The following is a 24,898-nucleotide window of genomic DNA, read 5'->3' on the forward strand; positions in this document are numbered from 1 at the left end:
AGGTGAATCAGGATGGCAATCACTCAAGAACGTAAGAATGAACTTATTAATGAGTATAAAACTCATGAAAACGACACAGGATCTGCAGAAGTACAAATCGCTGTCCTTACTGAATCGATTAACAATTTGAATGATCATTTACGCACTCACAAAAAAGATCATCATTCACGTCGCGGCCTTTTAAAAATGGTCGGTAAACGCCGTAATTTGTTAACTTACTTACGTAACAAAGATGTTCAACGTTACCGCGTGTTAATCAACAAACTTGGTCTACGTCGATAATCAGCAGAAGCGGGATTTTTCCCGCTTTTTTATTAGCTTAAAAAAGGGTAAGAATCTTCATACATATTTTAAGACTAGACAAAAATGTGCATACTAAATTATATATTATTTTTTTTTTATATTTACCTGTAATGGTTTGATTATAAAGCAAGATGATAATAGCGAAAGCTCTTTTTCGCATCATCCTCTAAAGCAATGTAGATAGAGAGGGGTAATAATTATATGGATCAAAATAAACATTCCTATTCCATAGATTGGGCAGGCCGCCAGTTGACAGTTGAAATTGGCCAATTAGCAAAACAAGCTAATGGTGCGGTTTTAGTCCGCTATGGAGATTCTGCTGTATTAAGTACAGCGACAGCTTCGAAAGAACCAAAGAAACTGGATTTTTTCCCGTTGACGGTCAACTATGAAGAACGATTATATGCAGTTGGTAAAATTCCTGGTGGTTTTATTAAGCGTGAAGGTCGTCCAAGTGAAAAGGCAATTTTAGCAAGCCGCCTGATCGACCGTCCAATCCGTCCATTGTTTGCAGATGGTTTTCGGAATGATGTCCAAGTTGTAAGTATTGTAATGAGTGTGGACCAGGATTGTTCGACAGAAATGGCAGCGATGTTTGGGTCGTCTCTTGCTCTGAGCACTTCTGATATTCCGTTTGAAGGTCCGATTGCTGGTGTGATTGTCGGCCGCGTAGATGGGAATTTTGTGATTAACCCAACCGTAGAACAGGCTGAAAAAAGCGATATCCATTTAACAGTTGCCGGAACAAAAGATGCAATTAACATGGTTGAAGCAGGTGCTAACGAGGTACCGGAAGAAACCATGCTTGAAGCGATCATGTTCGGCCATGAAGAAATCAAGCGGTTAATCGAATTCCAAGAAAAGATTGTTTCAGAAGTTGGTAAAGAAAAAAGAGAAATTACTTTATATGAAATTGATAAAGAGCTTGAAGCTTCTGTAAGAGAAATATGTGAAGCCGACATGTTAAAAGCGATACAAGTTCAAGAAAAGCATGCCAGAGAAGACGCCATTAATGAAGTGAAAAAACAGGTCATTGCCAAATACGAGGAACAAGAAGCAACCGAAGATGACTTAAAACAAGTGAAGCAAATTTTGGACAAGATTGTTAAAGGCGAGGTGCGCCGTTTAATTACCGAGGAAAAGGTCCGTCCGGATGGCCGGAAAATTGATGAAATTCGTCCATTGTCATCACAAGTGGGAATTTTGCCTCGAACACATGGTTCTGGTTTATTCACACGGGGACAAACGCAAGCATTGAGCATTTGTACGTTAGGTGCAATGGGTGATGTTCAAATTCTTGATGGCCTGGGAATTGAGGAAGAAAAACGGTTTATGCATCACTATAATTTCCCGCCATTTAGTGTTGGGGAAACAGGGCCAATGCGCGGACCAGGACGTCGTGAAATCGGTCATGGTGCACTAGGTGAACGTGCATTAGAGCCAATTATCCCGTCTGAAAAGGATTTTCCATATACGATCCGCCTGGTTTCTGAAGTTTTAGAGTCAAACGGTTCTACATCACAAGCAAGCATTTGCGGTAGTACACTTGCCATGATGGATGCAGGGGTGCCAATTAAAGCCCCAGTGGCCGGAATTGCAATGGGACTTGTGAAGTCTGGTGAGCATTATTCTGTATTAACGGACATTCAAGGAATGGAAGACCATCTTGGTGATATGGACTTTAAAGTAGCTGGTACCGCAAAAGGTGTAACCGCATTGCAAATGGATATTAAAATTGCAGGACTTTCCCGTGAGATTTTAGAGGAAGCTTTAACACAAGCTAAAAAAGGCCGTATGCAAATATTAGAGTCTATGCTAAGCACTATATCAGAACCAAGAACAAATCTTTCTGCCTATGCTCCGAAAATCCTGACGATGGCAATTAATCCTGATAAGATTCGTGATGTCATCGGACCAAGCGGAAAGCAAATTAATAAGATTATCGAAGAAACAGGTGTCAAAATTGACATTGAACAAGACGGCACCATTTTCATTGCTTCCACCAATCAAGAAATGAACCAAAAAGCCAAAAAAATCATCGAAGACCTTGTTCGTGAAGTTGAAGTTGGACAGCTTTATCTTGGAAAGGTAAAGCGAATTGAAAAATTCGGTGCATTCGTAGAAATTTTTGCTGGGAAAGACGGTTTAGTCCATATTTCCGAGCTTGCAGAAGAGCGAGTCGGCAAAGTAGAAGACGTTGTTTCTATTGGTGATGAAATCTTAGTCAAGGTTACCGAAATCGATAAACAAGGTCGCGTTAACCTCTCACGTAAGGCAGTCTTAAAAGAACAACGTGAAAAAGAAGAACAAAAACAATAAGTTTTAATAAAAAGTCAGGGGGAACCCTGACTTTTTTAGTGTCGTCCTTTGGTTCTAAGGCTAGCTCCGACGCACAGGATGTGCTAGTGCCGACGTTGCCGCCAGGACGGCGGCGCTTTTAGTCGGCCAGCACCCAGCGACTAGTGTACTTCGCCCACCTCCCTACGATAAGTCAACATCGAATCGCTAACGCTCTTCGTGTTTCCTTTATCTCAGTCGGTGAGCTCCAGTCCGTACGTCGCTAAACGGGTGCTTCCGCTTTTGGTTCTATCTTGTCCTTTCGATACATAATTTGTATTTGAAGGGGGAAGGTTGAAATATGAAGATCATCGCAATAGTTGTTTTTTTCTTATTAGGTTTATTAATTACTTTCAATGAATCAGCCGTAAGTACATATGTGCATTTGATAAAAAATCACTATTCACTCCCAGCCGCCAAACAAACTGATTCTCTGTATCAGAAAATAAGTAAAGAAGCATCAAAATATGAAATAAAGCCACAGGATGCTACAATAGATAGAGTATGGAAAAAGATTCCGGGATATAACGGCCTGAAGGTTGATATTTCTGCCTCCTATAAAAAAATGAAAAAGGCAGGAAAGTTTGATGAAAAGAAATTAGTCTTTAAGCAAATTGAGCCTAGTGTACATCTAAAGGACTTACCCCCATCACCAATCTACAAAGGTAATCCCGATAAACCTATGGTTAGCTTTATCATTAATGTTGCCTGGGGAAATGAATATTTACCTGAAATGCTCAAAACGCTTAAAAGACACCACATTTCTGCCAGCTTTTTTCTAGAGGGAAATTGGGTGAAAAAAAATCCAGACTTGGCCAAGATGATCGTTGATGCTGGACATGAGGTTGGAAACCATTCCTACACACATCCTGACATGAAGCGATTATCAGCGGACCGGGCAAGATCAGAAATGATCAAAACCAATGAGGTTATTGAAGCAACTACCGGTAAAAAGAGTGTTTGGTTTGCTCCGCCCAGCGGCAGTTATCGCGATGAAACCGTTAAAGTCGCTGATGATTTAAAGATGGAAACAGTGATGTGGACCGTCGATACGGTCGATTGGCAAAAACCAACTCCCGATGTTTTAATTAATCGAGTCATAAGTAAAGTTGGAAACGGTTCATTAATTCTTATGCATCCTACTGAATCAACTGCTAAAGCCTTGGATTGATTAATCACGTTAATAGAGAAAAAGAATTTAACCATCGGGACAGTTACTGAATTAATGGATGAAAAAAGAATCATGATAGAAAATGAGAAACTTTTGCAACATAAAGGAAACACTAACACTAACTAACAAACAGAATTGATTGTAACTTGTTGTTGATGAACAGGAGGAATTCGATGATAAAAAAATATACCTGCCAAAATGGAGTTAGAATTGTACTTGAACAGATCCCAACCGTTCGATCTGTCGCAATCGGCGTATGGATCGGAACAGGATCGAGGGACGAAAATCCACAAAATAACGGGATATCTCACTTTTTGGAGCATATGTTTTTCAAAGGTACAAAGACGAGATCAGCAAGGGAAATAGCGGAGTCATTCGATAGTATTGGCGGGCAGGTTAATGCATTTACCTCAAAAGAGTATACATGCTACTACGCTAAAGTGCTGGATACACATGCCGATTATGCTTTAGAGGTTTTAGCTGATATGTTTTTTAATTCTACCTTTGATGATGAAGAACTAAAAAAAGAACGTAATGTTATTGTAGAAGAAATCAAAATGTATGAAGACACCCCAGATGATATTGTTCACGACCTGCTAAGCAAGGCCGTTTATGAAAATCATCCATTAGGATATCCGATCCTAGGGACAGAAGAGACGTTAAATACGTTTAATTCTGAAACCTTAAAAAGTTATATAAAGGAAAGATATACGCCTGAAAATGTTGTTATTTCAATTGCTGGCAATATCCCAGAAACCTTTATTGGCGAAGTCGAAAAATATTTTGGAAAATATGAAGGCGGGAAAAGAACAGAGACGGAGATGAAGTCTTCATTTCACTCCAATCGAATCTCGCGTAAGAAAGATACAGAACAGGCTCATTTGTGTATTGGATATAATGGTCTAAAAGTAGGACATGAGGATATTTACACATTGATCATTCTTAATAATGTTTTGGGTGGAAGTATGAGCAGCCGACTATTTCAGGAAGTTCGTGAACAGCGCGGTTTAGCATATTCGGTGTTTTCTTATCATTCTGCTTATCAAGATAGCGGTATTGTGACCATTTATGGAGGTACAGGAGCTAAGCAGCTTGATGTGTTATATGAAACCATTCAAGAAACCTTAGATAAATTAAAGGCTGAAGGTATAACCGACAAAGAGCTTAAAAATAGTAAGGAACAATTAAAGGGCAGTTTGATGCTAGGCTTGGAGAGCACAAATAGCCGAATGAGCCGTAATGGAAAAAATGAATTGCTATTAAAACGTCACCGTTCTTTAGATGAAATAATCGAGCAAATTGACGGTGTAACAATGCAGGGTGTTAACAGTATGGCTAATTCAATCTTTACCGATAAATACTCACTTTCATTAATAAGCCCTGAAGGAGAATTTCCGAAGGGACTCATTTAAAAAAACAGTTCGGCGTTTAATGCCGAGCTGTTTTTTACTTCTAATTTTAGAGGCAAGCTTATACACTAGTACAAATAGTTGAAAGGAGCATACCTAAATGAGATTGAGTGAGTTAAGTGGCAAGGAAATTGTGGATGTAAAAAAGGCAGAACGTTTAGGAGTATTAGGACAAACCGATCTTGAAATAAATGAAGCAACAGGACAAATTCAAGCATTGTTAATTCCATCTACAAAGTGGTTTGGCCTGCGAAAACAAGGGCAAGAAATTCGCGTCCCATGGCAGCATATCAAAAAAATTGGCACTGATATGATCATTATTGATATCCCCGAGGAGTAATTTTCATTTCATGATACGACCTATGAAAATAAAGATATCTAAAAACCCAAGCAAACCTATCTTGCTTGGGCTTTTTTATTTTATCCAGATTGAATTACTCACCGATTAGCGGGCATCTACATAAGATGGTGAAGTGAAAAGAAGAAAAAATTCATGGTGATTTTAATAAAAGAAGGTGAATGTTTTCATGCTGACAGGGATGCAGATAGCCGTGATTGGTGGAGATGCCAGACAGCTGGAAATTATCCGAAAGCTGACCGAATTAGACGCCAAATTATCTTTAATTGGATTCGAACAGCTCGATCATGCCTTTACAGGTGCGGTCAAGGAGAAAATCGACGAGGTCGATTATACAAATATGGATGCCTTTATTTTACCTGTAGCTGGAACCAATTTGGAAGGATACGTGGAAACCATTTTCTCCAATGAAAAAGTCTTGTTAACAGAAGAAATCCTTTCAAAAACTCCAGAGCATTGCACCGTTTATTCAGGTATCAGTAATGCCTATTTAAATGGGATTACTGAAAAGGCAAATAGAAACTTAGTAAAGCTTTTTGAGCGGGACGATGTGGCAATCTATAATTCGATTCCAACCGTAGAAGGAACGATCATGATGGCCATTCAGCATACGGACTTTACCATTCATGGCTCAAACGTTGTTGTTCTTGGTTTAGGGAGATGTGGAATGAGTGTTGCAAGGACGTTCCATGTTCTTGGAGCAAAGGTAAAGGTTGGAGCAAGAAAGAACGAACATCTCGCTAGAATAACAGAAATGGCATTAACCCCATTTCATTTAAATGACCTAAAAAATAAAGTACACGATACAGATATTTTAATTAACACCATTCCATATCCGATTGTCAGTGCAGCCGTTATTTCAAAAATGCCCGCCCATACACTCATTATAGATATTGCCTCAAAACCAGGGGGTACAGACTTTCGCTACGCCGAAAAACGAGGAATTAAAGCATTACTTGCCCCAAGTCTACCAGGGATTGTTGCACCGAAAACTGCAGGGCAAATCTTAGCTGATATTCTCGCACAACTTTTTCAGGAAGACCTAGCATTACGAAAGGAGAATTCGAAATGAGTTTAAAAGGGAAGAGAATTGGCTTTGGTTTAACAGGTTCCCATTGTACCTATGATGCAGTATTTCCGGAAATTGAAAAATTGGTTCAATCTGGAGCAGAAGTGATGCCAGTTGTAACCTTTACCGTTAAAAGTACAGAAACCAGATTTGGTAAAGGGGAAGATTGGATAACCAGAATAGAAGAATTAACTGGAAATAAGGTTATTGATTCGATTGTAGCAGCCGAACCACTTGGACCAAAACTTCCACTAGATTGCATGGTAATTGCTCCGTTAACCGGCAATTCGATGAGTAAATTTGCCAATGCGATGACAGACAGCCCTGTTCTAATGGCGGCTAAAGCTACACTAAGAAATGGGAAACCAGTGGTCTTAGGGATCTCAACAAACGATGCCTTGGGATTAAATGGAGTAAATTTAATGAGATTGATGGCCACAAAGAATATTTATTTTATTCCATTTGGTCAGGATGACCCCGTTAAAAAACCAAACTCAATGGTCGCAAGAATGACAATGCTGTATGACACAATTGAAAGTGCAATCAATGGAAACCAGCTTCAGCCTGTTCTAGTAGAAAGGTATCGTGACTAATTTTTCCTTCACTCAAACACAGCAAAAAGGTTATTTCTTTTTGGGAATATGGTAAAATGAATTATCACATAATCATCCGCGAGCGGCTCGGCTTGTTTCGCGGATGTGGTGAAGTAACCGACAGATTTTTGTCATCGATTAAGTGAAAATTCCATTTCCTTATTTAGAGAGATGGCCGAAATCGAGAAATGTAGAGAGTGGAAGGGGCACTAGAAAATGAGTCAACAAAATGGACTTCATGTTGCAGTTGTTGGAGCAACAGGAGCAGTAGGACAACAAATGATTGATACCTTAATCAAACGCGACTTTCCTTTCGCGAAATTAACCTTATTGTCATCTGCACGATCTGCAGGCAAAAAAGTAATGGTTAAAGGTCAAGAATATACTGTTGAGGAGGCAAAGCCGGAGAGCTTTGAAGGTGTAGACATTGCATTATTCTCAGCAGGCGGAAGTGTATCAAAACAGTTTGCACCTGAAGCTGTTAAACGCGGTGCAGTGGTTGTTGATAATACCAGTGCATTTCGGATGGATCCAGATATCCCGTTGGTTGTTCCTGAAGTGAATGAGGACGACCTTCATAAACATAATGGCATTATTGCCAATCCAAATTGTTCTACGATTCAAATGGTCGTTGCACTAGAACCAGTTCGCCAAAAATATGGTTTAAAGAAAGTCCTTGTTTCAACCTATCAGGCTGTGTCTGGTGCAGGAGCAGTAGCGATTCAAGAATTAAATGACCAAACAAAAGCAATTATTAACGGGGAAAACTACGAACCTAAAGTTTTACCAGTAAAGAGTGCCGAAAAGCATTATCAAATTGCTTTTAATGCAATCCCACAAATAGATGTGTTCCAGGATAATGGTTTTACTTATGAAGAAATGAAAATGATTAATGAAACGAAAAAAATTATGCATTTACCAGACCTTTCTGTAGCTGCAACGTGTGTTCGCTTACCAGTTGCTGTTGGACACTCTGAATCTGTTTATTTTGAAGTGGAACAAGAAGGTGTACAGCCAAGCGAAATTAAATCATTGTTAAGTGATGCACCAGGTATTGTTCTTCAGGACGACCCAGAAAATCAAATCTATCCAATGCCAGCAAACTGTGTAGGCAGCAATGATGTTTTTGTTGGAAGAATTCGTAAAGACCTAGATGAGGACCTCGGCTTCCATATGTGGGTTGTTTCCGATAACCTTCTTAAAGGTGCTGCTTGGAATTCCGTTCAAATTGCTGAAAGTTTAATCAGATTAGGTCTGGTAAAAGCGAACCAATAGTCATAAAGGCAGGTTTTTAGCTCCATGAAAATTATTGTTCAAAAGTTCGGCGGAACATCTGTAAAGGATGAGGAAAGTAGGAAACATGCACAGCGTCATATAGAAAAAGCTCTTGCTGAGGGCTACAAAGTTGTCGTTGTTGTTTCCGCAATGGGCAGAAAAGGTGATCCATATGCAACAGATACCCTTCTTTCGCTTATTGGTGGAAACTTAAGTAACATTTCCAAGCGGGAACAGGACTTATTATTATCCTGCGGAGAAATCATTTCTAGTATTGTTTTTACCAATATGTTATTAGAGAACGGTATTCATGCCACGTCCTTAACTGGAGCACAGGCAGGGTTCCGAACGAACAATGATCACACCAATGCTAAAATTACTGAGATGAAATGTGAAAGACTTCTTCGTGAATTGGAGCAATCAGATGTAGTCGTTGTTGCTGGTTTTCAGGGTATGGCAAAAAATGGGGACGTTACAACCATTGGACGTGGCGGCAGTGATACATCTGCTGCTGCACTTGGAGCTGCACTTAATGCGGAAATCATTGATATTTTTACCGATGTTGAAGGGATTATGACTGCTGACCCGCGTATCGCTGAAAATGCTCGACCGCTTTCAGTTGTTACGTATACAGAAGTGTGCAATATGGCCTATCAAGGAGCAAAAGTTATTCACCCAAGAGCAGTAGAAATAGCGATGCAGGCGAAAGTGCCAATCAGAATTCGTTCAACGTATTCTGATAAGCTTGGAACACTCGTAACATCTTCTTCAAAGGAAAATCGCGGCAGCGATATAAACGAACGCTTGGTTACCGGAATTGCGCATGTTTCCAATGTGACGCAAATTAAGGTTTTTGCGAAAAAAGAACAGTATAATTTGCAGTCTGAAGTATTTAAAGCAATGGCTAATGAAAATATAAGCGTTGATTTTATCAATATTTCGCCAAATGGTGTTGTCTATACAGTTACAGATGAAATGACAGATCGTGCAATCAAAGTTTTAGCAGAACTTGGTCATGAACCTGCAGTGGAACGCAATTGTGCAAAGGTTTCCGTAGTAGGTGCAGGAATTGCTGGTGTTCCCGGCGTAACATCCAAAATTGTTACGGCCCTGTCTGATCAGGGAATCAGAATATTACAATCAGCCGATAGTCATACAACAATCTGGGTACTCGTTAAGCAAGAAGATTTAATCAAATCGGTAAATGCACTTCATGATGCCTTTCAATTAGAAGAAGAGACATTTGAATATGATCAAGAGTAGGATAATAAATCATATTTAAAAAAAATGATTGGTTTTTTCGTATCAGGAAGGAAGGGGCATTTATATGGTTCATTTTGGGCGTGTAGCAACGGCTATGGTAACACCTTTTGATAATAAAGGGCACGTTGATTTTATTAAAACGACCAAACTTGTAAATTACTTAATTGACAATGGAACAGATTCACTAGTTGTTGCAGGAACAACTGGTGAATCACCAACTTTATCAAAGGAAGAGAAGCTGGCATTATTCGAACATGTCGTAAAAGTAGTGGATAATAGAATTCCGGTGATTGCCGGAACTGGAAGTAATAACACTTATGCATCTGTAGAGCTTACAAAGAAAGCCGAAGAAATTGGTGTAAATGGGATCATGGCTGTTGGTCCTTATTATAATAAGCCAAACCAAGAGGGCCTCTATCAGCATTTTAAAGCGATTGCGGAAAGTACAAAGCTTCCAGTCATGGTTTATAACATTCCTGGAAGATCCGCTGTAAACATCCATCCTGATACAATCATTAGGCTTGCAGCCATACCTAATATCGTTGCTGTAAAAGAGGCAAGCGGTGATTTAAACGCAATGACAAAGATTATCGCCAATACTCCAGAAGATTTTGTTTTGTATAGTGGTGATGATAGCATAGCCTTGCCGGTCCTTGCGATTGGCGGAGCTGGAGTTATATCGGTCGCTTCTCATGTCATTGGAAAAGAAATTCAAAACATGGTTCAGTCTTTTCAAAATGGAAATACTGAAAGAGCAGCTAAAATCCATCAAACGTATTTACCAATTATGCAAGGGTTGTTTGCAGCGCCAAGTCCCGTACCAGTAAAAACAGCTCTCCAGCTAAAAGGGCTGGATGTAGGAACGGTAAGGCTCCCACTTGTTCCACTTACCGAACAAGAACGAATTACGTTAGCGAAACTTTTAGACATTCAATGATCAGAAATGAGCCCAATCGAATGAAATTCGATTGGGCTTTTTTGGCTATTTACCAATGAACGGTTTGAATTTGGTTGTAATAAATTTCAAATATCAAGTATAATAAGCGTAACTGATCTAAGGTCGGCCTAACATCGAAACAGGAGGTTCAACACAATTGATACAGAAACAAAATACATCCATCAAGCTAATTGCTCTAGGTGGCGTGGGGGAAATTGGAAAAAATATGTATCTTGTCGAAGTGGACAAAGATATTTTCATTATTGATGCCGGTTTAATGTTCCCCGAGGATGAAATGCTGGGCATTGATATGGTTATTCCAGATATTTCCTACCTGGTAGAAAATAAGGAAAGGGTAAAAGCAGTTTTCCTGACACATGGTCATGAGGACCACATTGGCGCACTTTCCTATATCTTACGAAAAATCAATGTTCCTGTTTATGGAACACGATTAACATTGGCGCTTGCAAACGCTAAACTTAAGGAACAGGATTATTACGGTCCAGTCAATTTAGTAGAGGTTAATTCCGATACAGTCCTTGATATGGATTCGGTAGACGTAAGTTTTTTCCGAACAAATCATAGTATTCCTGATTCCGTTGGTGTGTGTATTCATACATCTGAAGGGGCAATTGTTTATACTGGTGACTTTAAATTTGATCAATCAGCTACAGATTTGTATAAGCCGGAGATAGGGAAGATGGCTAAAATTGGGGAACAAGGTGTACTTTGCTTACTTTCTGATAGTACTGAAGCAGAAAAACCTGGCTATACAACCTCTGAAGCAATTGTTGCCAGGGAAATGTCCAATTCCTTTTACAATGCATCAGGTAGAATTATTGCTGCTTGTTTTGCATCGGATATTAATCGGATTCAGCATATTTTTGATGCGGCTATAGAAACAGGCCGAAAAGTTGCAGTTGTGGGAAAAAGCTTAGAAAAGATCTTTCATATTGCGCTTGATTTGGGATACCTTCAGGTAGAGGACGAGAGCATTATTCCTATTTCTGAAATAAAAAACTTTGAAGATAATGAAATCGTTATCTTAATGACGGGCAGTCAAGGTGAACCAATTGAAGGTTTACAGAAGATGGCGAAGCAAACCCATAAACAGGTTAATATTCAGCCTGGAGATACTGTCTTGATTGCAGGGTCTCCGTATAGAGGCAGTGAACTTCTTATCACGAAAGCAGTGGACATGTTATTTCGAGCAGGGGCTAATGTTGTTTCTGGCAGACGTACCGTTCATGTTTCCAGCCATGGAAGTCAGGAAGAACTTAAGTTTATGATTAACCTAATGAATCCAAAATTTTTCATACCAGTCCATGGTGAATATCGGATGCTTATTGCACATCGAAAAATTGCGAAAGAATGCGGACTAAAAGATGACCAAATTTATATTCTTGACCGCGGAGAAGTTCTTGAGATAAAAGAAGGCAAAATGGTTCCAAGCGGGAAAGTAACTTCAGGAAACGTCTTGATTGATGGAATTGGCGTCGGTGACGTAGGTAACATTGTTTTGCGTGATCGTAAGCTATTATCACAGGATGGCATTTTAATTGTTGTCGTTACGTTAACGAGGCATGAAAAGAAAATTATTTCCGGACCCGAGATTATCTCGAGGGGATTTGTTTATGTCCGTGAATCAGAGAAATTAATGGATGAATCAACAAAGTTAGTTCATGAAATAGTTGAACGAAACACATTAAAAGACAACTTTGACTGGTCATCATTAAAACAAGACATCCGTGATGATCTAAACCGCTATTTATACGAAAAAACCAAAAGACGCCCGATGATTTTACCAATCATCATGGAAGTATAAAAAAGCATTAATTGTACCTGCAACTGGTCCTGTTGATTTCCGCTCCGAGCACTCGCTTTCCGCGGGGAGCTCCTTGAGCCTCCTCGGCGCCAGGGTGCCTGTGGGGTCTCAAGTGACCTCTCTATCCCGCAGGAGTCGAGTGCCTGCGCCAATCAACAGACTAGTTTAACAACCTTACTGCTACCTGAGCATTGGAGTTTCAATGCTTTTTTCTTTTGCCTTTGGGATGAAATGATTGAATCTGTCAATACTATTGAATATCATGCCTGAAGGGAGAACAAAGGATGGATAAGGACTTAAAACAATATAGTATGGAAAGTGAAGAACAGGAGCCGCAAAAAGATGATAAACCTGCTGCGTCATCATTAGTTGAAAAAATTCAGCAGCTGGGTACTACAAACGTTCCACAGCTTTCAGCTGATTCTAAAATCCATTGTTTAACAATTGTTGGGCAAATTGAAGGACATTTGGCCCTTCCTCCACAAAATAAAACAACAAAATATGAACACCTGATCCCACAATTGGTTGCTATAGAGCAAAATCCAAAAATTGAAGGAGTACTGGTCATACTCAATACAGTTGGAGGAGATGTTGAGGCTGGACTTGCTATTTCAGAAATGCTGGGTACTCTCTCAAAACCTACTGTATCCATTGTACTTGGAGGAGGACACTCGATAGGAGTGCCAATTGCTGTCTCTTGCGATTATTCATTCATTGCCGAAACAGCCACGATGACGATCCATCCGATTCGATTAACAGGACTTGTCATTGGTGTCCCACAAACGTTTGAATACCTTGACAAAATGCAGGAGCGGGTCACCAATTTTGTTACAAAGCATTCCCATATTACTGAGGAAAAATTTAAAGACTTAATGTTTGCTAAAGGGAATTTAACCAGAGATATCGGAACAAATGTGATCGGTGTTGAAGCAGTTGACATGGGGCTTATTGATGCAGTAGGTGGTCTGGGTAAAGCGATGAAAAAGCTAAATGAACTGATTGATTTACAAAAAGCAAATAGTAGCGAGGGGCTGGTTCAATGATACTCTATACAACAGTTCCAATCGAATTAGTTTTTCCATATGAAAATGATACCTACGAAAAACAAAAAACAATTAATTTGAACGGAATCCCGTTATTAGTGGAATATACGGATCCACAAACGATTCAGATTGTAAGAGTATTAAGCAGTGACCCGCAGCACTTTATGGACGACCGTTATTCACCAGGAACAAAAATTTCTATGTTTAATCCGGCAGCTTTGTCCTCCTCTTAATTGGCTTATGGTATAATATACTATATAAAGAAAAAGTTAAGAGCAGCCAAAGTAGGCTGCTTTTTCTTCCTTCGTATCAATATCAATGAATATATAGGTGATTAAATGGCAAAAAAAAAGCGGCGACAGGCAACAAGAAAAAGAGATAATAGTTTAAAAAGTACACTCCAATATGAGGTGACAGCTTTAGTCTTGCTATCATTATCCATGCTTTCAATGGCCAATTTAGGCAAGCTTGGATATTGGACAGATCTATTTTTTAAATTTTTCTTTGGACAGTGGTATATGATCGGACTTGTTGGCCTCGCAATGTTTAGTATTTATCTAATGTGGAAACGATCGATTCCATATTTCTTTCATACTAAATTAGTTGGTATCTATTGTTTGATCTGTTCTCTCCTCTTATATGACCATATTTATTTGTTTCAATTGCGGATAAAGCGAGATTATTTTAGCTCCAAAAGTGTGATTATCGAGACCTTTAATATTTATAAGGATGCGTTATTTCATACGACATCGACGATTGATTTAGGTGGGGGGATGATTGGAGCAGTTTTATATGCTGTTTTCTACTTTTTATTTTCAGAAACTGGCTCCAAAATCATCGCTTTTGTATTTATTATTATTGGATTTATCTTAATTACGGGTAAGTCATTTGGAGACTTTGTCGGAAAAGCTGTAGTTGGAGTTTTAGATTTTTCAAAAAATCAATGGGAAGCTTTTAAAGCAGATATTGTTGAATGGAAACAAAAACAGCAGGAAAGACAAGAAAAAAGACGGAACCAGCAGCAGCAGGATCGTCAAACTAGACGTAGCAGAAGCCAAGCCTCGGAACAACTTTCTCAAGAGCAGCAGGTGCCTGAAGAAGTGGTCATTACCGAACCGATTATTTCAAACTTTGCGGATAGAGCCTATCAGGATGATATCAATGAAGTTCCTCGAGCGCCTCAAGAAGCGCAGATTGAAGCAGTACAACATCATGAGGATGAGGAAGATTTAAATGCACAAATGACCTTTACTGAGGTTGAAAATGATGCATATGAATTACCGCCATTGCGCTTGTTAAAACAACCAAAGAAAACAGACCAAAGCGGAGAGTATGAATTAATTCATGCAAATGCTGCAAAACTGGAACGTACATTCCAAAGCTTTGGTGTAAAAGCACGGGTTACTCAGGTGCATCTAGGCCCGGCTGTAACGAAATATGAAGTTCATCCAGATGTTGGGGTAAAAGTGAGTAAGATTGTCAGCTTGAGTGATGATTTAGCATTGGCCTTGGCTGCAAAAGATATTCGAATGGAAGCTCCAATCCCTGGAAAATCGGCGATTGGAATTGAAGTACCTAATTCCGAAGTCGCAATGGTTTCGCTTCGGGAGGTCCTTGAAGCAACTCAAAATGAGAAGCCAGAATCTAAACTTTTGATCGGCTTAGGAAGGGATATTACCGGGGAAGCCGTACTGGCTGAATTAAATAAGATGCCGCATTTGCTTGTTGCCGGGGCTACCGGAAGCGGTAAAAGTGTTTGTATCAATGGAATTATCACAAGCATATTAATGAGAGCCAAACCACATGAAGTAAAATTAATGATGATTGATCCAAAAATGGTTGAACTAAATGGTTATAATGGGATTCCGCATCTCTTGGCACCGGTTGTAACGAATCCTAAGAAAGCATCCCAGGCCTTGCAAAAAGTGGTTAGTGAGATGGAACGCCGTTATGAACTATTTTCTCACACAGGTACACGGAATATTGAAGGATATAATGAACATGTTAAACGGCATAATTTAGAGGAAAATGATAAGCAGCCATATTTGCCGTTTATTGTCGTCATTGTCGACGAGCTGGCAGATTTGATGATGGTAGCCTCCTCAGATGTTGAGGATTCGATTACAAGACTGGCACAAATGGCGCGGGCAGCGGGTATTCATTTGATTATTGCTACACAGCGTCCGTCAGTGGATGTTATCACAGGGGTCATTAAAGCAAACATTCCTTCAAGGATTGCCTTTGCGGTCTCAAGTTCAACTGATTCAAGAACCATTCTTGATATGGGTGGTGCTGAAAAGCTATTGGGAAGAGGGGACATGCTCTTCCTGCCTGTGGGAGCTTCGAAGCCAATAAGGGTGCAGGGAGCCTTTTTATCAGATGAAGAGGTTGAGGAAACGGTTAATTTTGTTATTGGCCAGCAAAAAGCCCAGTATCAAGAGAATATGATTCCTGACGATGTTCAGGAAATAAAAGGGGCTGTGGATGACGACCTGTATCAGGAAGCAGTTGATTTAATTGTTGATATGCAAACAGCTTCGGTATCGATGCTGCAGCGTCGTTTTAGGATTGGTTATACAAGAGCAGCCCGTTTAATCGATGAAATGGAAGCACGTGGTATTGTAGGACCTTACGAGGGGAGTAAGCCCCGCACAGTCCTTGTGACAAAACCAAAGGATGACGTAAGTTCCTTGTAAGATAAATGAAAAACACACCAAGTACTTGTGCTTTGGTGTGTTTTATGTGCATCATTGAAAACGTTTACAGCTATCAAATAGACATTTTCCGACAATATGGCCTATGTCTATTTATTTATAGAAAGAAAAATGTTATAGTATTTTGGATTAGTAGGAATGATCATACATCTGAGGTCTGATGTTTGAGGAAAAAATGCTGGAGGAAACCTATATGTCGATACGATCAGATAATAGGCATTTGTATTTACAAGTAATCGACCGCTTAAAACAAGATATTGAAGAGGGCATCTATCAAGAAAAAGAAAAGCTGCCATCTGAATTTGACCTTTCCAAAAAACTTGGGGTAAGCCGGGCAACACTCAGGGAGGCGTTACGGATTCTTGAAGAAGAAAATGTCATTATCCGCCGCCATGGTGTTGGAACATTTGTAAACTCAAAGCCATTATTTACATCTGGGATTGAACAACTAAATAGCACAACAAAAATGATTGAACAGGCTGGGATGAAACCAGGAACGATTTTTCTAAGCTCATCAACAAATACTCCAACCGAAGAGGATATTCGTCGCTTTTCATGCACGGCAGAAGAAGATATTGTCATGATCGAAAGGGTTAGAACGGCAAATGGGGAACCTGTCGTATATTGTATTGACAAAGTTCCAGAAAAAATTTTGCCTGAAATTTTTCCTCATCGGGAAGAATCACTCTTAACCATCTTAGAAGAGGAAGCAAACCGAAAAATTACATACGCTGTCGCACAAATTGAACCAATTGGTTATCATGACAAAATCTCTCCCATTCTGGAATGCGAACCCGAGACATCTCTCTTGGTCTTAAAACAATTGCATTATGATGAAACGGATGAACCGATCCTATACTCGGTAAACTATTTTAAAGCGGACAAATTTAGCTTTCGAGTGCTAAGAAAAAGAATATAAATGTTTCTTTTATTGCATAATGAAAACAAACCGTCTTGCTATTTTTTTAGAATTTCCTACTTAATCAAACCAATATATATAGGGGGAATAAACATTGAAAAAGCGTAAACTTGGTGTAGCTTTATCACTAATTCTTGCTGCTGGAACACTTTTAGGTGCTTGTGGAAAAACGAGCGACAATAACAATGCAGGCGGCGGAAAAGATAAAGCAAAGGCATTTTCTGTTGGAATGGTAACAGATGTTGGCGGTATTGATGACAAATCTTTTAACCAATCTGCATGGAAAGGTCTGCAGGATTTCGGTAAAAAGTTCGATATGAAAAAAGGCGTAGGCGGATTTGATTACCTTGCTTCAAAATCAGATGCGGATTATGCAACTAATTTAAATACACTTACACATCAAGGTTTTAACTTAATTTATGGAATTGGTTTTATGATGCAAAACGATGTTGATAAAATTGCAAAACAACAGCCAAAAACGAATTATGCCATTGTTGATGCAGAAGTAAAAGAAAAGAACGTAGCAAGTATTCTTTTTAAAGAAAACGAAGCATCCTTCTTAGCTGGTGTTGTAGCTGGAATGACAACAAAATCAAATAAAATTGGCTTTATCGGCGGACAAACAAGTGCTGTTATTGAACGTTTTGAAGCAGGATTTGTAACAGGCGTAAAAGCTGCTAATCCAAATGCAACAGTTGATATTCAATATGCAGAAAGCTTTACAGACGCCTCTAAAGGTCAAGCGATTGCATCAAGAATGTACTCTTCAGGTGATGATGTAATCTTTGCTGCTGCTGGTGCGACAGGTAACGGAATGTTTAAAGAAGCACATGACCGTTTGGCTAAGAATCCAAGCCAAGCTATTTGGACAATTGGCGTAGATTCAGACCAAAACTTGACTGGTATCGGTGATGTAACAATTAACGGTAAAAAACAAAGCACCATTATTACATCTGCGATGAAACGCGTAGAGCAATTCTGTTGTTGATATTTCAACGAAAGCTAAAAATGGCGATTTCCCTGGCGGAAAAACAACTGTTTATGGTTTAGCTGAAAATGGCGTGGGCTTAGCACCACTTAATCCAGATGTTCCTAACAAAGATGCAATTGAAAAAGCAGTGAATGATTGGACTGCTAAGATTAAATCAGGTGACGTGAAAGTACCTGCAACGAAAGCAGAAGAAGCAGGCTTTAGTGCAAAATAATAAACATAAAGAGGATGCGGGCTTTATTTTGGCTCGCTTCCTTCTTGATAAAGAAAATTGAACATTAAAATCCTAATTGAAGAGCTGAATAAAAATTCTGCTTTTCACTTAAGATTTTAATTGGAACATACATATTTTTTTAAGATCAGTCCTCAGACTTCTTACCACTTAAAATCTATTAAATTCCTTTATCTGATCATAAGGAGTGAATACAGTTGGAATATGTCATTGAAATGCTTAATATTCGTAAGGAATTCTCTGGATTTGTTGCGAATGATAACATTACACTGCAGGTTAAAAAAGGGGAAATTCATGCTCTTCTTGGCGAAAATGGAGCAGGTAAATCAACTCTAATGAATGTCCTCTTTGGTTTATATCAGCCCGAGCAAGGGGAAATCCGAGTAAAAGGCAAACCAGTGAAAATCACAAATCCAAATATTGCAAATGATTTGGGGATTGGAATGGTTCATCAGCACTTTATGCTTGTTGATGTTTTTACCGTTACGGAAAATATTATTCTAGGAAAAGAAACAACAAAAGGCGGCAGGATTGATCTAAAGCGGGCTGAAAAAGAGGTTCGTGATATTTCAGAGCGATACGGTCTCTCTGTTGATCCTAAAGCTAAAATAGCGGATATCTCTGTAGGGATGCAGCAAAGGGTTGAAATTTTAAAAACACTTTATCGCGGAGCTGAAATCCTCATCTTTGATGAACCTACAGCGGTACTTACTCCTCAAGAAATAAAAGAACTGATTCAAATTATGCGAACACTCATTAAAGAAGGAAAATCAATTATTCTGATCACACATAAGCTGAAAGAAATTTTGGAGGTTTGCGATCGCTGTACCGTTATTCGTAAAGGAAAAGGAATCGGAACCGTGAATGTTAGTGAAACAAACCAAAACGAATTAGCGAGTTTAATGGTTGGTCGTGAAGTGGTTTTCAAGACAGAAAAAAAACAGGCGGAACCGAAACAGGAAGTATTAAATATAAATGATTTGGTTGTTAAAGACTCTCGCGGCGTTATGGCGGTCAATGGTCTCGATTTACAAGTACGGGCAGGAGAAATCGTCGGAATTGCTGGGATTGACGGAAATGGACAATCTGAATTAATTGAAGCCATTACAGGATTACGCAAATCGGAAAGCGGCAGTGTAATGGTTAATGGTAAAGAACTTCATAACCTGGCGCCCCGAAAGATTGCAGAATCAGGAGTAGGCCATATCCCGCAGGATCGTCATAAGCATGGTTTAGTTTTAAATTATCCGATTGGAGAAAATATGGTGCTGCAAACATACTACAAACCGCCTTTTTCCAAACGGGGAATCCTTAATTTTACTGAGATTTATAATAAAGCCCGAAAATTAATAACTGAATTTGATGTACGGACTCCAAGTGAATATACCTTAGCACGTGCCCTATCCGGAGGAAATCAGCAAAAAGCAATTATTGGCCGCGAAGTGGATCGTGATCCAGATTTATTAATTGCTGCCCAGCCAACACGGGGGCTTGATGTCGGAGCGATTGAGTTTATTCATAAGCGCTTGATTGAGCAGCGTGATCATGGGAAAGCAGTACTCCTAGTTTCTTTTGAATTAGATGAAATCATGAATGTCAGTGATCGGATTGCGGTTATTTATGAGGGGAAAATTGTTGCAGTTGTTGATCCTAAACAAACAACTGAACAAGAGCTTGGATTATTAATGGCTGGTTCAAGCAGAAAAGAAGCGGGGGAAGGAACAGATGTCTAAACGCTTAACCAATATTTTAACACCTCTAATTGCCTTATTATTGGGGATCATAGTAGGGACAATCATTATGATTTTCTGTGGTTATAATCCTGCTGCTGCTTATGCAGCTTTATGGAATGGAGCCTTTGGAAATCCTTATTATTTTGGAGAAGTGATCAGACAGGTCACTCCCTATATATTAGCTGGTTTGGCAGTCGCTTTTGCGTTTCGGGTAGGCTTATTTAATATCGGTGTCGAGGGTCAGTTTTTGGTAGGATGGTTAGCTTCTGTCTGGGTTGGACTAGCTTTTCACCTTCCTAAATTCATCCATTTGCCGCTGGCGATCCTTGCTTCGATCGTGGCAGGGGCATTATGGGCGTATATTCCTGGATTGTTAAAGGCCCGCTTTCGTGTTCATGAAGTAATCGTGACCATCATGATGAATTACATAGCTCTTTATACAGTCAACTTTTTTATCCAATCTGTTATCACAAATAACAAGGACAGAACACCGACGATCCCTGGTTCAGCATCATTGGCTTCCCCATGGCTTCAGAGCATCACTCAATATTCGCGGATTCATTGGGGGATCCTTTTAGCAATTATTTGCTGTTTTATCATGTGGTTTTTATTAGAAAAAACAACACGAGGATTTGAGCTTCGTGCGGTTGGCTTTAATCAGCATGCTGCCCATTATGCTGGGATGAATGTTAATAAGAATATTATTTTGTCAATGGTTATTTCCGGAGCATTTGCTGGCCTTGCAGGTGCAATGGAAGGGTTGGGAACCTTCGGTTATATCGCCATTAAGAGTTCCTTTACGGGAGTAGGTTTTAACGGAATTGCCGTCGCCTTACTAGGCGGAAATACTGCTTTTGGTGTTTTCTTTGCTGCGTTGTTATTTGGCGCTTTAACCGTTGGAGCATTGAATATGCCATTGACTGCCGGCGTTCCAAATGAGCTTGTAGATATTATTATTGCATTGATTGTTTTCTTTGTTGCATCTAGTTATATTATTCGTTGGTTTCTCGAGCGTATCAGTAAAAAGGAGGCGAAGTAAATGAGCTTTATGCAAGTATTAATGATCATTATTCCGTCTACATTACTTTGGGCCGCTCCGCTTGTCTTTACTGCATTGGGAGGAGTATTTTCAGAACGCTCTGGTGTAGTCAATATCGGGCTTGAAGGTTTAATGTGGGTTGGTGCGTTTACTTCCATCGTTTTCAATTTAACGTTTGTTCACAGCTTAGGTGAGTGGACTCCTTGGGTAGCGTTGCTTGTGGCAATGATTGCAGGGACCTTGTTCTCCCTTCTCCATGCTGTGGCTTCGATTACGTTTCGGGCCGACCATACCGTGTCAGGGGTTGCGATCAATTTATTAGCATCAGGTTTAACTTTGTTTTTAGTAAAATTAATTTACAATAAAGGGGAAACCGATACGATTCAACAAGGGTTTGATAAAATTGATATTCCAATTCTGAAAGACATTCCACTCTTGGGAAAATTATTTTTCCAAAATACATATTGGACATCCTTTTTAGCGATTGTTGTTGCCATTATTGCCTGGTATGTGATATACAAAACGCCCTTTGGCTTACGCCTTCGCTCTGTAGGGGAACATCCAATGGCAGCCGATACAATGGGAATAAATGTAACCAAAATGCGGTACCTGGGAGTCATGATTTCCGGGGCACTAGGTGGCATTGGCGGCGGGATCTATGCAGAATCGATTTCGTCCAATTTTAGTCATGCTACGATTAGTGGACAAGGCTTTATGGCATTAGCTGCGATGATTTTCGGTAAATGGCATCCGCTTGGAGCAATGGGTGCAGCCCTTTTCTTTGGTTTTGCGCAAAGTTTAAGTATTATTGGCTCGAGCCTGCCATTCCTAAAAACAATTCCAAGTGTCTATTTATTAATTGCTCCATATGTACTGACGATTCTGGCATTAACTGGATTCATCGGCCGTGCAGAAGCACCAAAAGCAGACGGCGTACACTACATTAAGGGGAGCAGGTAATTCAATGTATATTACCCTGGCAGTTGTTGCTGGGGTTTTTGCTGTACCAGTGGAACCGTCGAATAGAGACAAATAAGATTGGAAAAGATAGAAAGAAAAGTGGAATTGATACATATTTTATAGATAGGCTTTTATTTTGAAGGAGGATTGCACATGGATTTGCTGACAGAAAAAATCACAGAAATGCAAGGCTTTAAGCTACATGTCATTAAAACGGAAAAATATAAAACAAATACATTTGTTTGGAAAATGAAAGCCCCTTTAAATAAGGAAAATGTGACATTGCGGGCACTTTTGCCGCAAGTTCTGCAAAGCAGCACCAAAAAATATTCCTCGACAACCTTGCTGCGTTCCTATTTAGATGATTTATATGGTGCCACTTTTTTTGTGGATTTAGGTAAAAAAGGTGAGAACCATGTAATGAGTTTCTCGATTGAAATTGCCAACGAAAAATTTTTAAATGATCCTAGTCCTTTGTTACAAAAAGGGTTTGAATTTTTAGCAGAGGTTTTAATGAATCCAAATACAAACGGAAATTCATTTGACTCTCAAACGGTGGATAAGGAAAAGCGCACGTTAAAACAACGGATTCAGTCTGTTTATGATGACAAGATGCGCTATTCAAATTTTCGACTCATCCAAGAAATGTGTAAAGATGAACCCTATTCACTTGACGTAAATGGGGAAAAGAATGACGTTGACGCCATTACAGCTGAGAGCTTATATACGTACTATCAAAAAGTATTTAAAGAAGATGAAATGGATTTATATGTCATTGGCGATGTGAACGAGGAAGAGGTTCAAAAACTGGCAAATCAGCTTCTGAAATTTGAAAATCATCAGCCCCAAAGAGTTAAGCAAGAAGTTGGCAAAAAGGTCGAAAAAGTGAATGAAGTAAAAGAGCAGCAGGATATTAAACAAGGAAAGCTAAATATTGGGTACCGAACAAATATCATCTATGGGGACTCAGAATATTATGCGCTGCAAGTGTTTAACGGAATCTTTGGCGGATTCTCCCATTCGAAACTATTTATCAATGTTCGGGAAAAAGCAAGTCTTGCTTATTATGCTGCCAGCCGAATTGAGAGCCATAAAGGGTTAATGATGGTTATGTCAGGAATTGATTTAAAAAATTACGACCAAGCTGTGGGCATCATCCATGAGCAGATGGATGCCATGAAAAAGGGAGACTTCACTGATCAAGAATTAGAGCAAACAAAAGCCGTTATCAACAATCAAATGCTGGAAACGATTGATACCGCACGTGGTTTGGTTGAAGTCCTTTACCATAATGTCGTGGCAAATGTTGATATACCACTTGAACATTATTTGGATCAGGTCCAAAAAACGACGAAAGAAGAAATTCTCGAAGTCGCTGGCAAGATCGAACTTGATACGATTTATTTTTTAACGGGAATGGAGGCAGGTAAATAATGGAGAAAATTACATTTGACCAGCTTCAAGAAGCGCTTTTTTATGAAAAAATGCCAAATGGTTTAAATGTTTATATCCTGCCGAAAGCAGGTTTTAATAAAACTTTTGCCACATTTACAACGAAATATGGGTCAGTTGATAATCACTTTGTTCCGCTGGGCAAGCAAGAGTTTAAACAAGTTCCAGATGGAATTGCCCACTTTTTAGAGCATAAGCTGTTTGAAAAAGAAGATGGTGATGTTTTTCAGCAATTTAGCCGCCAGGGTGCCTCTGCCAATGCGTTTACTTCCTTTACACGGACTGCCTATCTCTTTTCAAGCACATCCGATGTGGAAAAAAATCTTGAAACGCTGGTTGACTTTGTCCAAGACCCTTATTTTTCTGATAAAACGGTTGAAAAGGAAAAAGGAATTATTGGACAGGAAATAACGATGTACGATGACAACCCTGATTGGCGACTGTATTTTGGGCTGATTAGTAACTTATATAAAAACCATCCTGTTAGAATCGACATTGCCGGAACAGTTGAATCGATTTCCCATATTACAAAGGAATTACTTTACGAATGCTATCATACCTTCTATCACCCGAGTAATATGCTTTTGTTTATCGTTGGGCCAATTGACCCGAAAGCGATTATGGACCAAGTAAGAGAAAATCAAGCCAATAAAGAGTATAAAGAACAACCAGAAATTCAAAGGAAGTTCGAAGCGGAACCAGGGGAAGTAGCCGAAAAGAAACAGGTTCTTGAAATGAATGTCCAAACATCCAAGTGCCTCGTTGGGATTAAAGCTCTACATGCTGATTTATCAGGTGCGGAAATGTTGAAAAATGAACTTACAATGAATGTCTTACTTGATTTATTGTTTGGGAAAAGTTCGGAAAATTATGACCAGCTTTATAATAAGGGTCTTATTGATGAGACTTTCTCATATGATTACACCTTGGAACAGGGATTTGGTTTTGCGATGCTCGGCGGAGATACTCCTGATCCAGACCAACTCGCAGAAACGCTAAAAAACATGCTTTTCGAGGCGGAAAATGGAAAAGCCTTTAGTGAAGAAAGATTAAAAAGGGCAATAAAGAAAAAAATTGGTGCATTCTTGAGAGCGATTAATTCTCCTGAATATATTGCCAATCAATTTACCCGTTACGCTTTTAATGATATGAATTTATTTGACGTCGTTCCAACACTGGAAAAAATCACTTTGAATGATGTGGCTTCATTAGCCTCTGAAATCATTGCAGAGGAACGGTTCTCCGTTTGTCAGGTCATACCAAAAAAGAAATAGA

Annotated in this window: 19 protein-coding genes and 2 pseudogenes; all 21 read left to right on the forward strand. The window is 39.3% G+C overall.

The genetic code is table 11. The features are described 5' to 3' along the window. Nucleotides 1-12: 12 nt before the first annotated feature. The 21 genes and pseudogenes from rpsO (at nucleotide 13) to yfmH (ending at nucleotide 24,897) form a co-directional block, all read left to right on the forward strand. Nucleotides 13-282 (forward strand): 30S ribosomal protein S15, encoded by a 270-nt coding sequence (gene rpsO / locus RCG17_RS21930; protein ID WP_308172179.1) that lies wholly within the window; start codon nucleotides 13-15, stop codon nucleotides 280-282. Between the two features lie 222 nt (nucleotides 283-504). Further along, nucleotides 505-2,622 (forward strand): polyribonucleotide nucleotidyltransferase, encoded by a 2,118-nt coding sequence (gene pnp / locus RCG17_RS21935; protein ID WP_308172180.1) that lies wholly within the window; start codon nucleotides 505-507, stop codon nucleotides 2,620-2,622. Nucleotides 2,623-2,941: 319 nt separating this feature from the next. After that, nucleotides 2,942-3,937: pseudogene (locus RCG17_RS21940) on the forward strand (polysaccharide deacetylase family protein). 47 nt (nucleotides 3,938-3,984) lie between these two features. After that, complete coding sequence (locus tag RCG17_RS21945) at nucleotides 3,985-5,223, forward strand: M16 family metallopeptidase (protein WP_308172181.1); 1,239 nt, start codon at nucleotides 3,985-3,987, stop codon at nucleotides 5,221-5,223. 97 nt (nucleotides 5,224-5,320) lie between these two features. Further along, entirely contained in the window at nucleotides 5,321-5,560 is a 240-nt protein-coding gene (locus tag RCG17_RS21950) for a YlmC/YmxH family sporulation protein (protein ID WP_308172182.1), read from the forward strand. Nucleotides 5,561-5,747: 187 nt separating this feature from the next. After that, nucleotides 5,748-6,650 carry a dipicolinic acid synthetase subunit A gene (gene dpaA, locus RCG17_RS21955; RefSeq protein WP_308172183.1) on the forward strand — a complete coding sequence of 301 codons (903 nt, stop codon included), beginning with the start codon at nucleotides 5,748-5,750 and terminating at the stop codon, nucleotides 6,648-6,650. Beyond that, nucleotides 6,647-7,240, forward strand: coding sequence for a dipicolinate synthase subunit B (gene dpaB / locus RCG17_RS21960; protein ID WP_308172184.1), 594 nt, complete (start codon nucleotides 6,647-6,649; stop codon nucleotides 7,238-7,240). Before dpaA ends, dpaB begins: the two co-directional genes overlap by 4 nt. A gap of 216 nt (nucleotides 7,241-7,456) precedes the next feature. Next, on the forward strand, nucleotides 7,457-8,515 hold the full coding sequence (gene asd, locus RCG17_RS21965) for an aspartate-semialdehyde dehydrogenase (RefSeq protein WP_308172185.1): 1,059 nt from the start codon (nucleotides 7,457-7,459) through the stop codon (nucleotides 8,513-8,515). Nucleotides 8,516-8,539: 24 nt separating this feature from the next. After that, nucleotides 8,540-9,778, forward strand: a complete 1,239-nt coding sequence (gene dapG / locus RCG17_RS21970) for an aspartate kinase (protein WP_308172186.1) — start codon at nucleotides 8,540-8,542, stop codon at nucleotides 9,776-9,778. Nucleotides 9,779-9,842: 64 nt separating this feature from the next. Continuing rightward, nucleotides 9,843-10,715: a 4-hydroxy-tetrahydrodipicolinate synthase gene (gene dapA, locus RCG17_RS21975; RefSeq protein WP_308172187.1), complete on the forward strand. Its 873-nt coding sequence runs from the start codon at nucleotides 9,843-9,845 to the stop codon at nucleotides 10,713-10,715. A gap of 157 nt (nucleotides 10,716-10,872) precedes the next feature. Then, on the forward strand, nucleotides 10,873-12,540 hold the full coding sequence (locus tag RCG17_RS21980) for a ribonuclease J (protein ID WP_308172188.1): 1,668 nt from the start codon (nucleotides 10,873-10,875) through the stop codon (nucleotides 12,538-12,540). A gap of 284 nt (nucleotides 12,541-12,824) precedes the next feature. After that, entirely contained in the window at nucleotides 12,825-13,583 is a 759-nt protein-coding gene (locus tag RCG17_RS21985; protein WP_308172189.1) for a ClpP family protease, read from the forward strand. Continuing rightward, entirely contained in the window at nucleotides 13,580-13,816 is a 237-nt protein-coding gene (locus tag RCG17_RS21990; RefSeq protein WP_308172190.1) for a YlzJ-like family protein, read from the forward strand. The genes RCG17_RS21985 and RCG17_RS21990 overlap by 4 nt, the downstream gene beginning before the upstream one ends. Nucleotides 13,817-13,921: 105 nt before the next feature. After that, on the forward strand, nucleotides 13,922-16,279 hold the full coding sequence (locus tag RCG17_RS21995) for a DNA translocase FtsK (RefSeq protein WP_308172191.1): 2,358 nt from the start codon (nucleotides 13,922-13,924) through the stop codon (nucleotides 16,277-16,279). Between the two features lie 211 nt (nucleotides 16,280-16,490). Next, the gene (locus RCG17_RS22000) at nucleotides 16,491-17,216 is read left to right on the forward strand and encodes a GntR family transcriptional regulator (RefSeq protein WP_308172192.1); all 726 of its coding nucleotides are present in this window, start codon (nucleotides 16,491-16,493) and stop codon (nucleotides 17,214-17,216) included. 94 nt (nucleotides 17,217-17,310) lie between these two features. Further along, nucleotides 17,311-18,421 (forward strand): annotated as a pseudogene (locus RCG17_RS22005) (BMP family protein). A 215-nt stretch (nucleotides 18,422-18,636) separates the two neighbouring features. Then, complete coding sequence (locus RCG17_RS22010; RefSeq protein ID WP_308172193.1) at nucleotides 18,637-20,172, forward strand: ABC transporter ATP-binding protein; 1,536 nt, start codon at nucleotides 18,637-18,639, stop codon at nucleotides 20,170-20,172. Next, the gene (locus RCG17_RS22015) at nucleotides 20,165-21,211 is read left to right on the forward strand and encodes an ABC transporter permease (protein ID WP_308172194.1); all 1,047 of its coding nucleotides are present in this window, start codon (nucleotides 20,165-20,167) and stop codon (nucleotides 21,209-21,211) included. The genes RCG17_RS22010 and RCG17_RS22015 overlap by 8 nt, the downstream gene beginning before the upstream one ends. Then, nucleotides 21,212-22,171 (forward strand): ABC transporter permease, encoded by a 960-nt coding sequence (locus tag RCG17_RS22020; protein WP_308172195.1) that lies wholly within the window; start codon nucleotides 21,212-21,214, stop codon nucleotides 22,169-22,171. Nucleotides 22,172-22,324: 153 nt separating this feature from the next. Next, nucleotides 22,325-23,605: an EF-P 5-aminopentanol modification-associated protein YfmF gene (gene yfmF / locus RCG17_RS22025; RefSeq protein ID WP_308172196.1), complete on the forward strand. Its 1,281-nt coding sequence runs from the start codon at nucleotides 22,325-22,327 to the stop codon at nucleotides 23,603-23,605. Next, on the forward strand, nucleotides 23,605-24,897 hold the full coding sequence (yfmH, locus tag RCG17_RS22030; protein WP_308172197.1) for an EF-P 5-aminopentanol modification-associated protein YfmH: 1,293 nt from the start codon (nucleotides 23,605-23,607) through the stop codon (nucleotides 24,895-24,897). The genes yfmF and yfmH overlap by 1 nt, the downstream gene beginning before the upstream one ends. The last annotated feature ends 1 nt before the right edge of the window (nucleotide 24,898 follow it).

Origin of the sequence: Neobacillus sp. PS3-12 (assembly GCF_030915385.1) — a bacterium.
Classification (GTDB): domain Bacteria; phylum Bacillota; class Bacilli; order Bacillales; family Cytobacillaceae; genus JAEVLT01.

Coding starts and splice junctions, on each gene's coding strand:
- dpaA (WP_308172183.1), top strand. CDS start 5,748: ATGCTGACAGGGATGCAGATAGCCGTGATTGGTGGAGATGCCAGACAG.
- RCG17_RS21995 (WP_308172191.1), top strand. CDS start 13,922: ATGGCAAAAAAAAAGCGGCGACAGGCAACAAGAAAAAGAGATAATAGT.
- dapG (WP_308172186.1), top strand. CDS start 8,540: ATGAAAATTATTGTTCAAAAGTTCGGCGGAACATCTGTAAAGGATGAG.
- RCG17_RS21985 (WP_308172189.1), top strand. CDS start 12,825: ATGGATAAGGACTTAAAACAATATAGTATGGAAAGTGAAGAACAGGAG.
- pnp (WP_308172180.1), top strand. CDS start 505: ATGGATCAAAATAAACATTCCTATTCCATAGATTGGGCAGGCCGCCAG.
- dapA (WP_308172187.1), top strand. CDS start 9,843: ATGGTTCATTTTGGGCGTGTAGCAACGGCTATGGTAACACCTTTTGAT.
- dpaB (WP_308172184.1), top strand. CDS start 6,647: ATGAGTTTAAAAGGGAAGAGAATTGGCTTTGGTTTAACAGGTTCCCAT.
- RCG17_RS22015 (WP_308172194.1), top strand. CDS start 20,165: ATGTCTAAACGCTTAACCAATATTTTAACACCTCTAATTGCCTTATTA.
- RCG17_RS21950 (WP_308172182.1), top strand. CDS start 5,321: ATGAGATTGAGTGAGTTAAGTGGCAAGGAAATTGTGGATGTAAAAAAG.
- RCG17_RS21945 (WP_308172181.1), top strand. CDS start 3,985: ATGATAAAAAAATATACCTGCCAAAATGGAGTTAGAATTGTACTTGAA.
- yfmH (WP_308172197.1), top strand. CDS start 23,605: ATGGAGAAAATTACATTTGACCAGCTTCAAGAAGCGCTTTTTTATGAA.
- rpsO (WP_308172179.1), top strand. CDS start 13: ATGGCAATCACTCAAGAACGTAAGAATGAACTTATTAATGAGTATAAA.
- RCG17_RS21990 (WP_308172190.1), top strand. CDS start 13,580: ATGATACTCTATACAACAGTTCCAATCGAATTAGTTTTTCCATATGAA.
- RCG17_RS22000 (WP_308172192.1), top strand. CDS start 16,491: ATGTCGATACGATCAGATAATAGGCATTTGTATTTACAAGTAATCGAC.
- yfmF (WP_308172196.1), top strand. CDS start 22,325: ATGGATTTGCTGACAGAAAAAATCACAGAAATGCAAGGCTTTAAGCTA.
- RCG17_RS22020 (WP_308172195.1), top strand. CDS start 21,212: ATGAGCTTTATGCAAGTATTAATGATCATTATTCCGTCTACATTACTT.
- asd (WP_308172185.1), top strand. CDS start 7,457: ATGAGTCAACAAAATGGACTTCATGTTGCAGTTGTTGGAGCAACAGGA.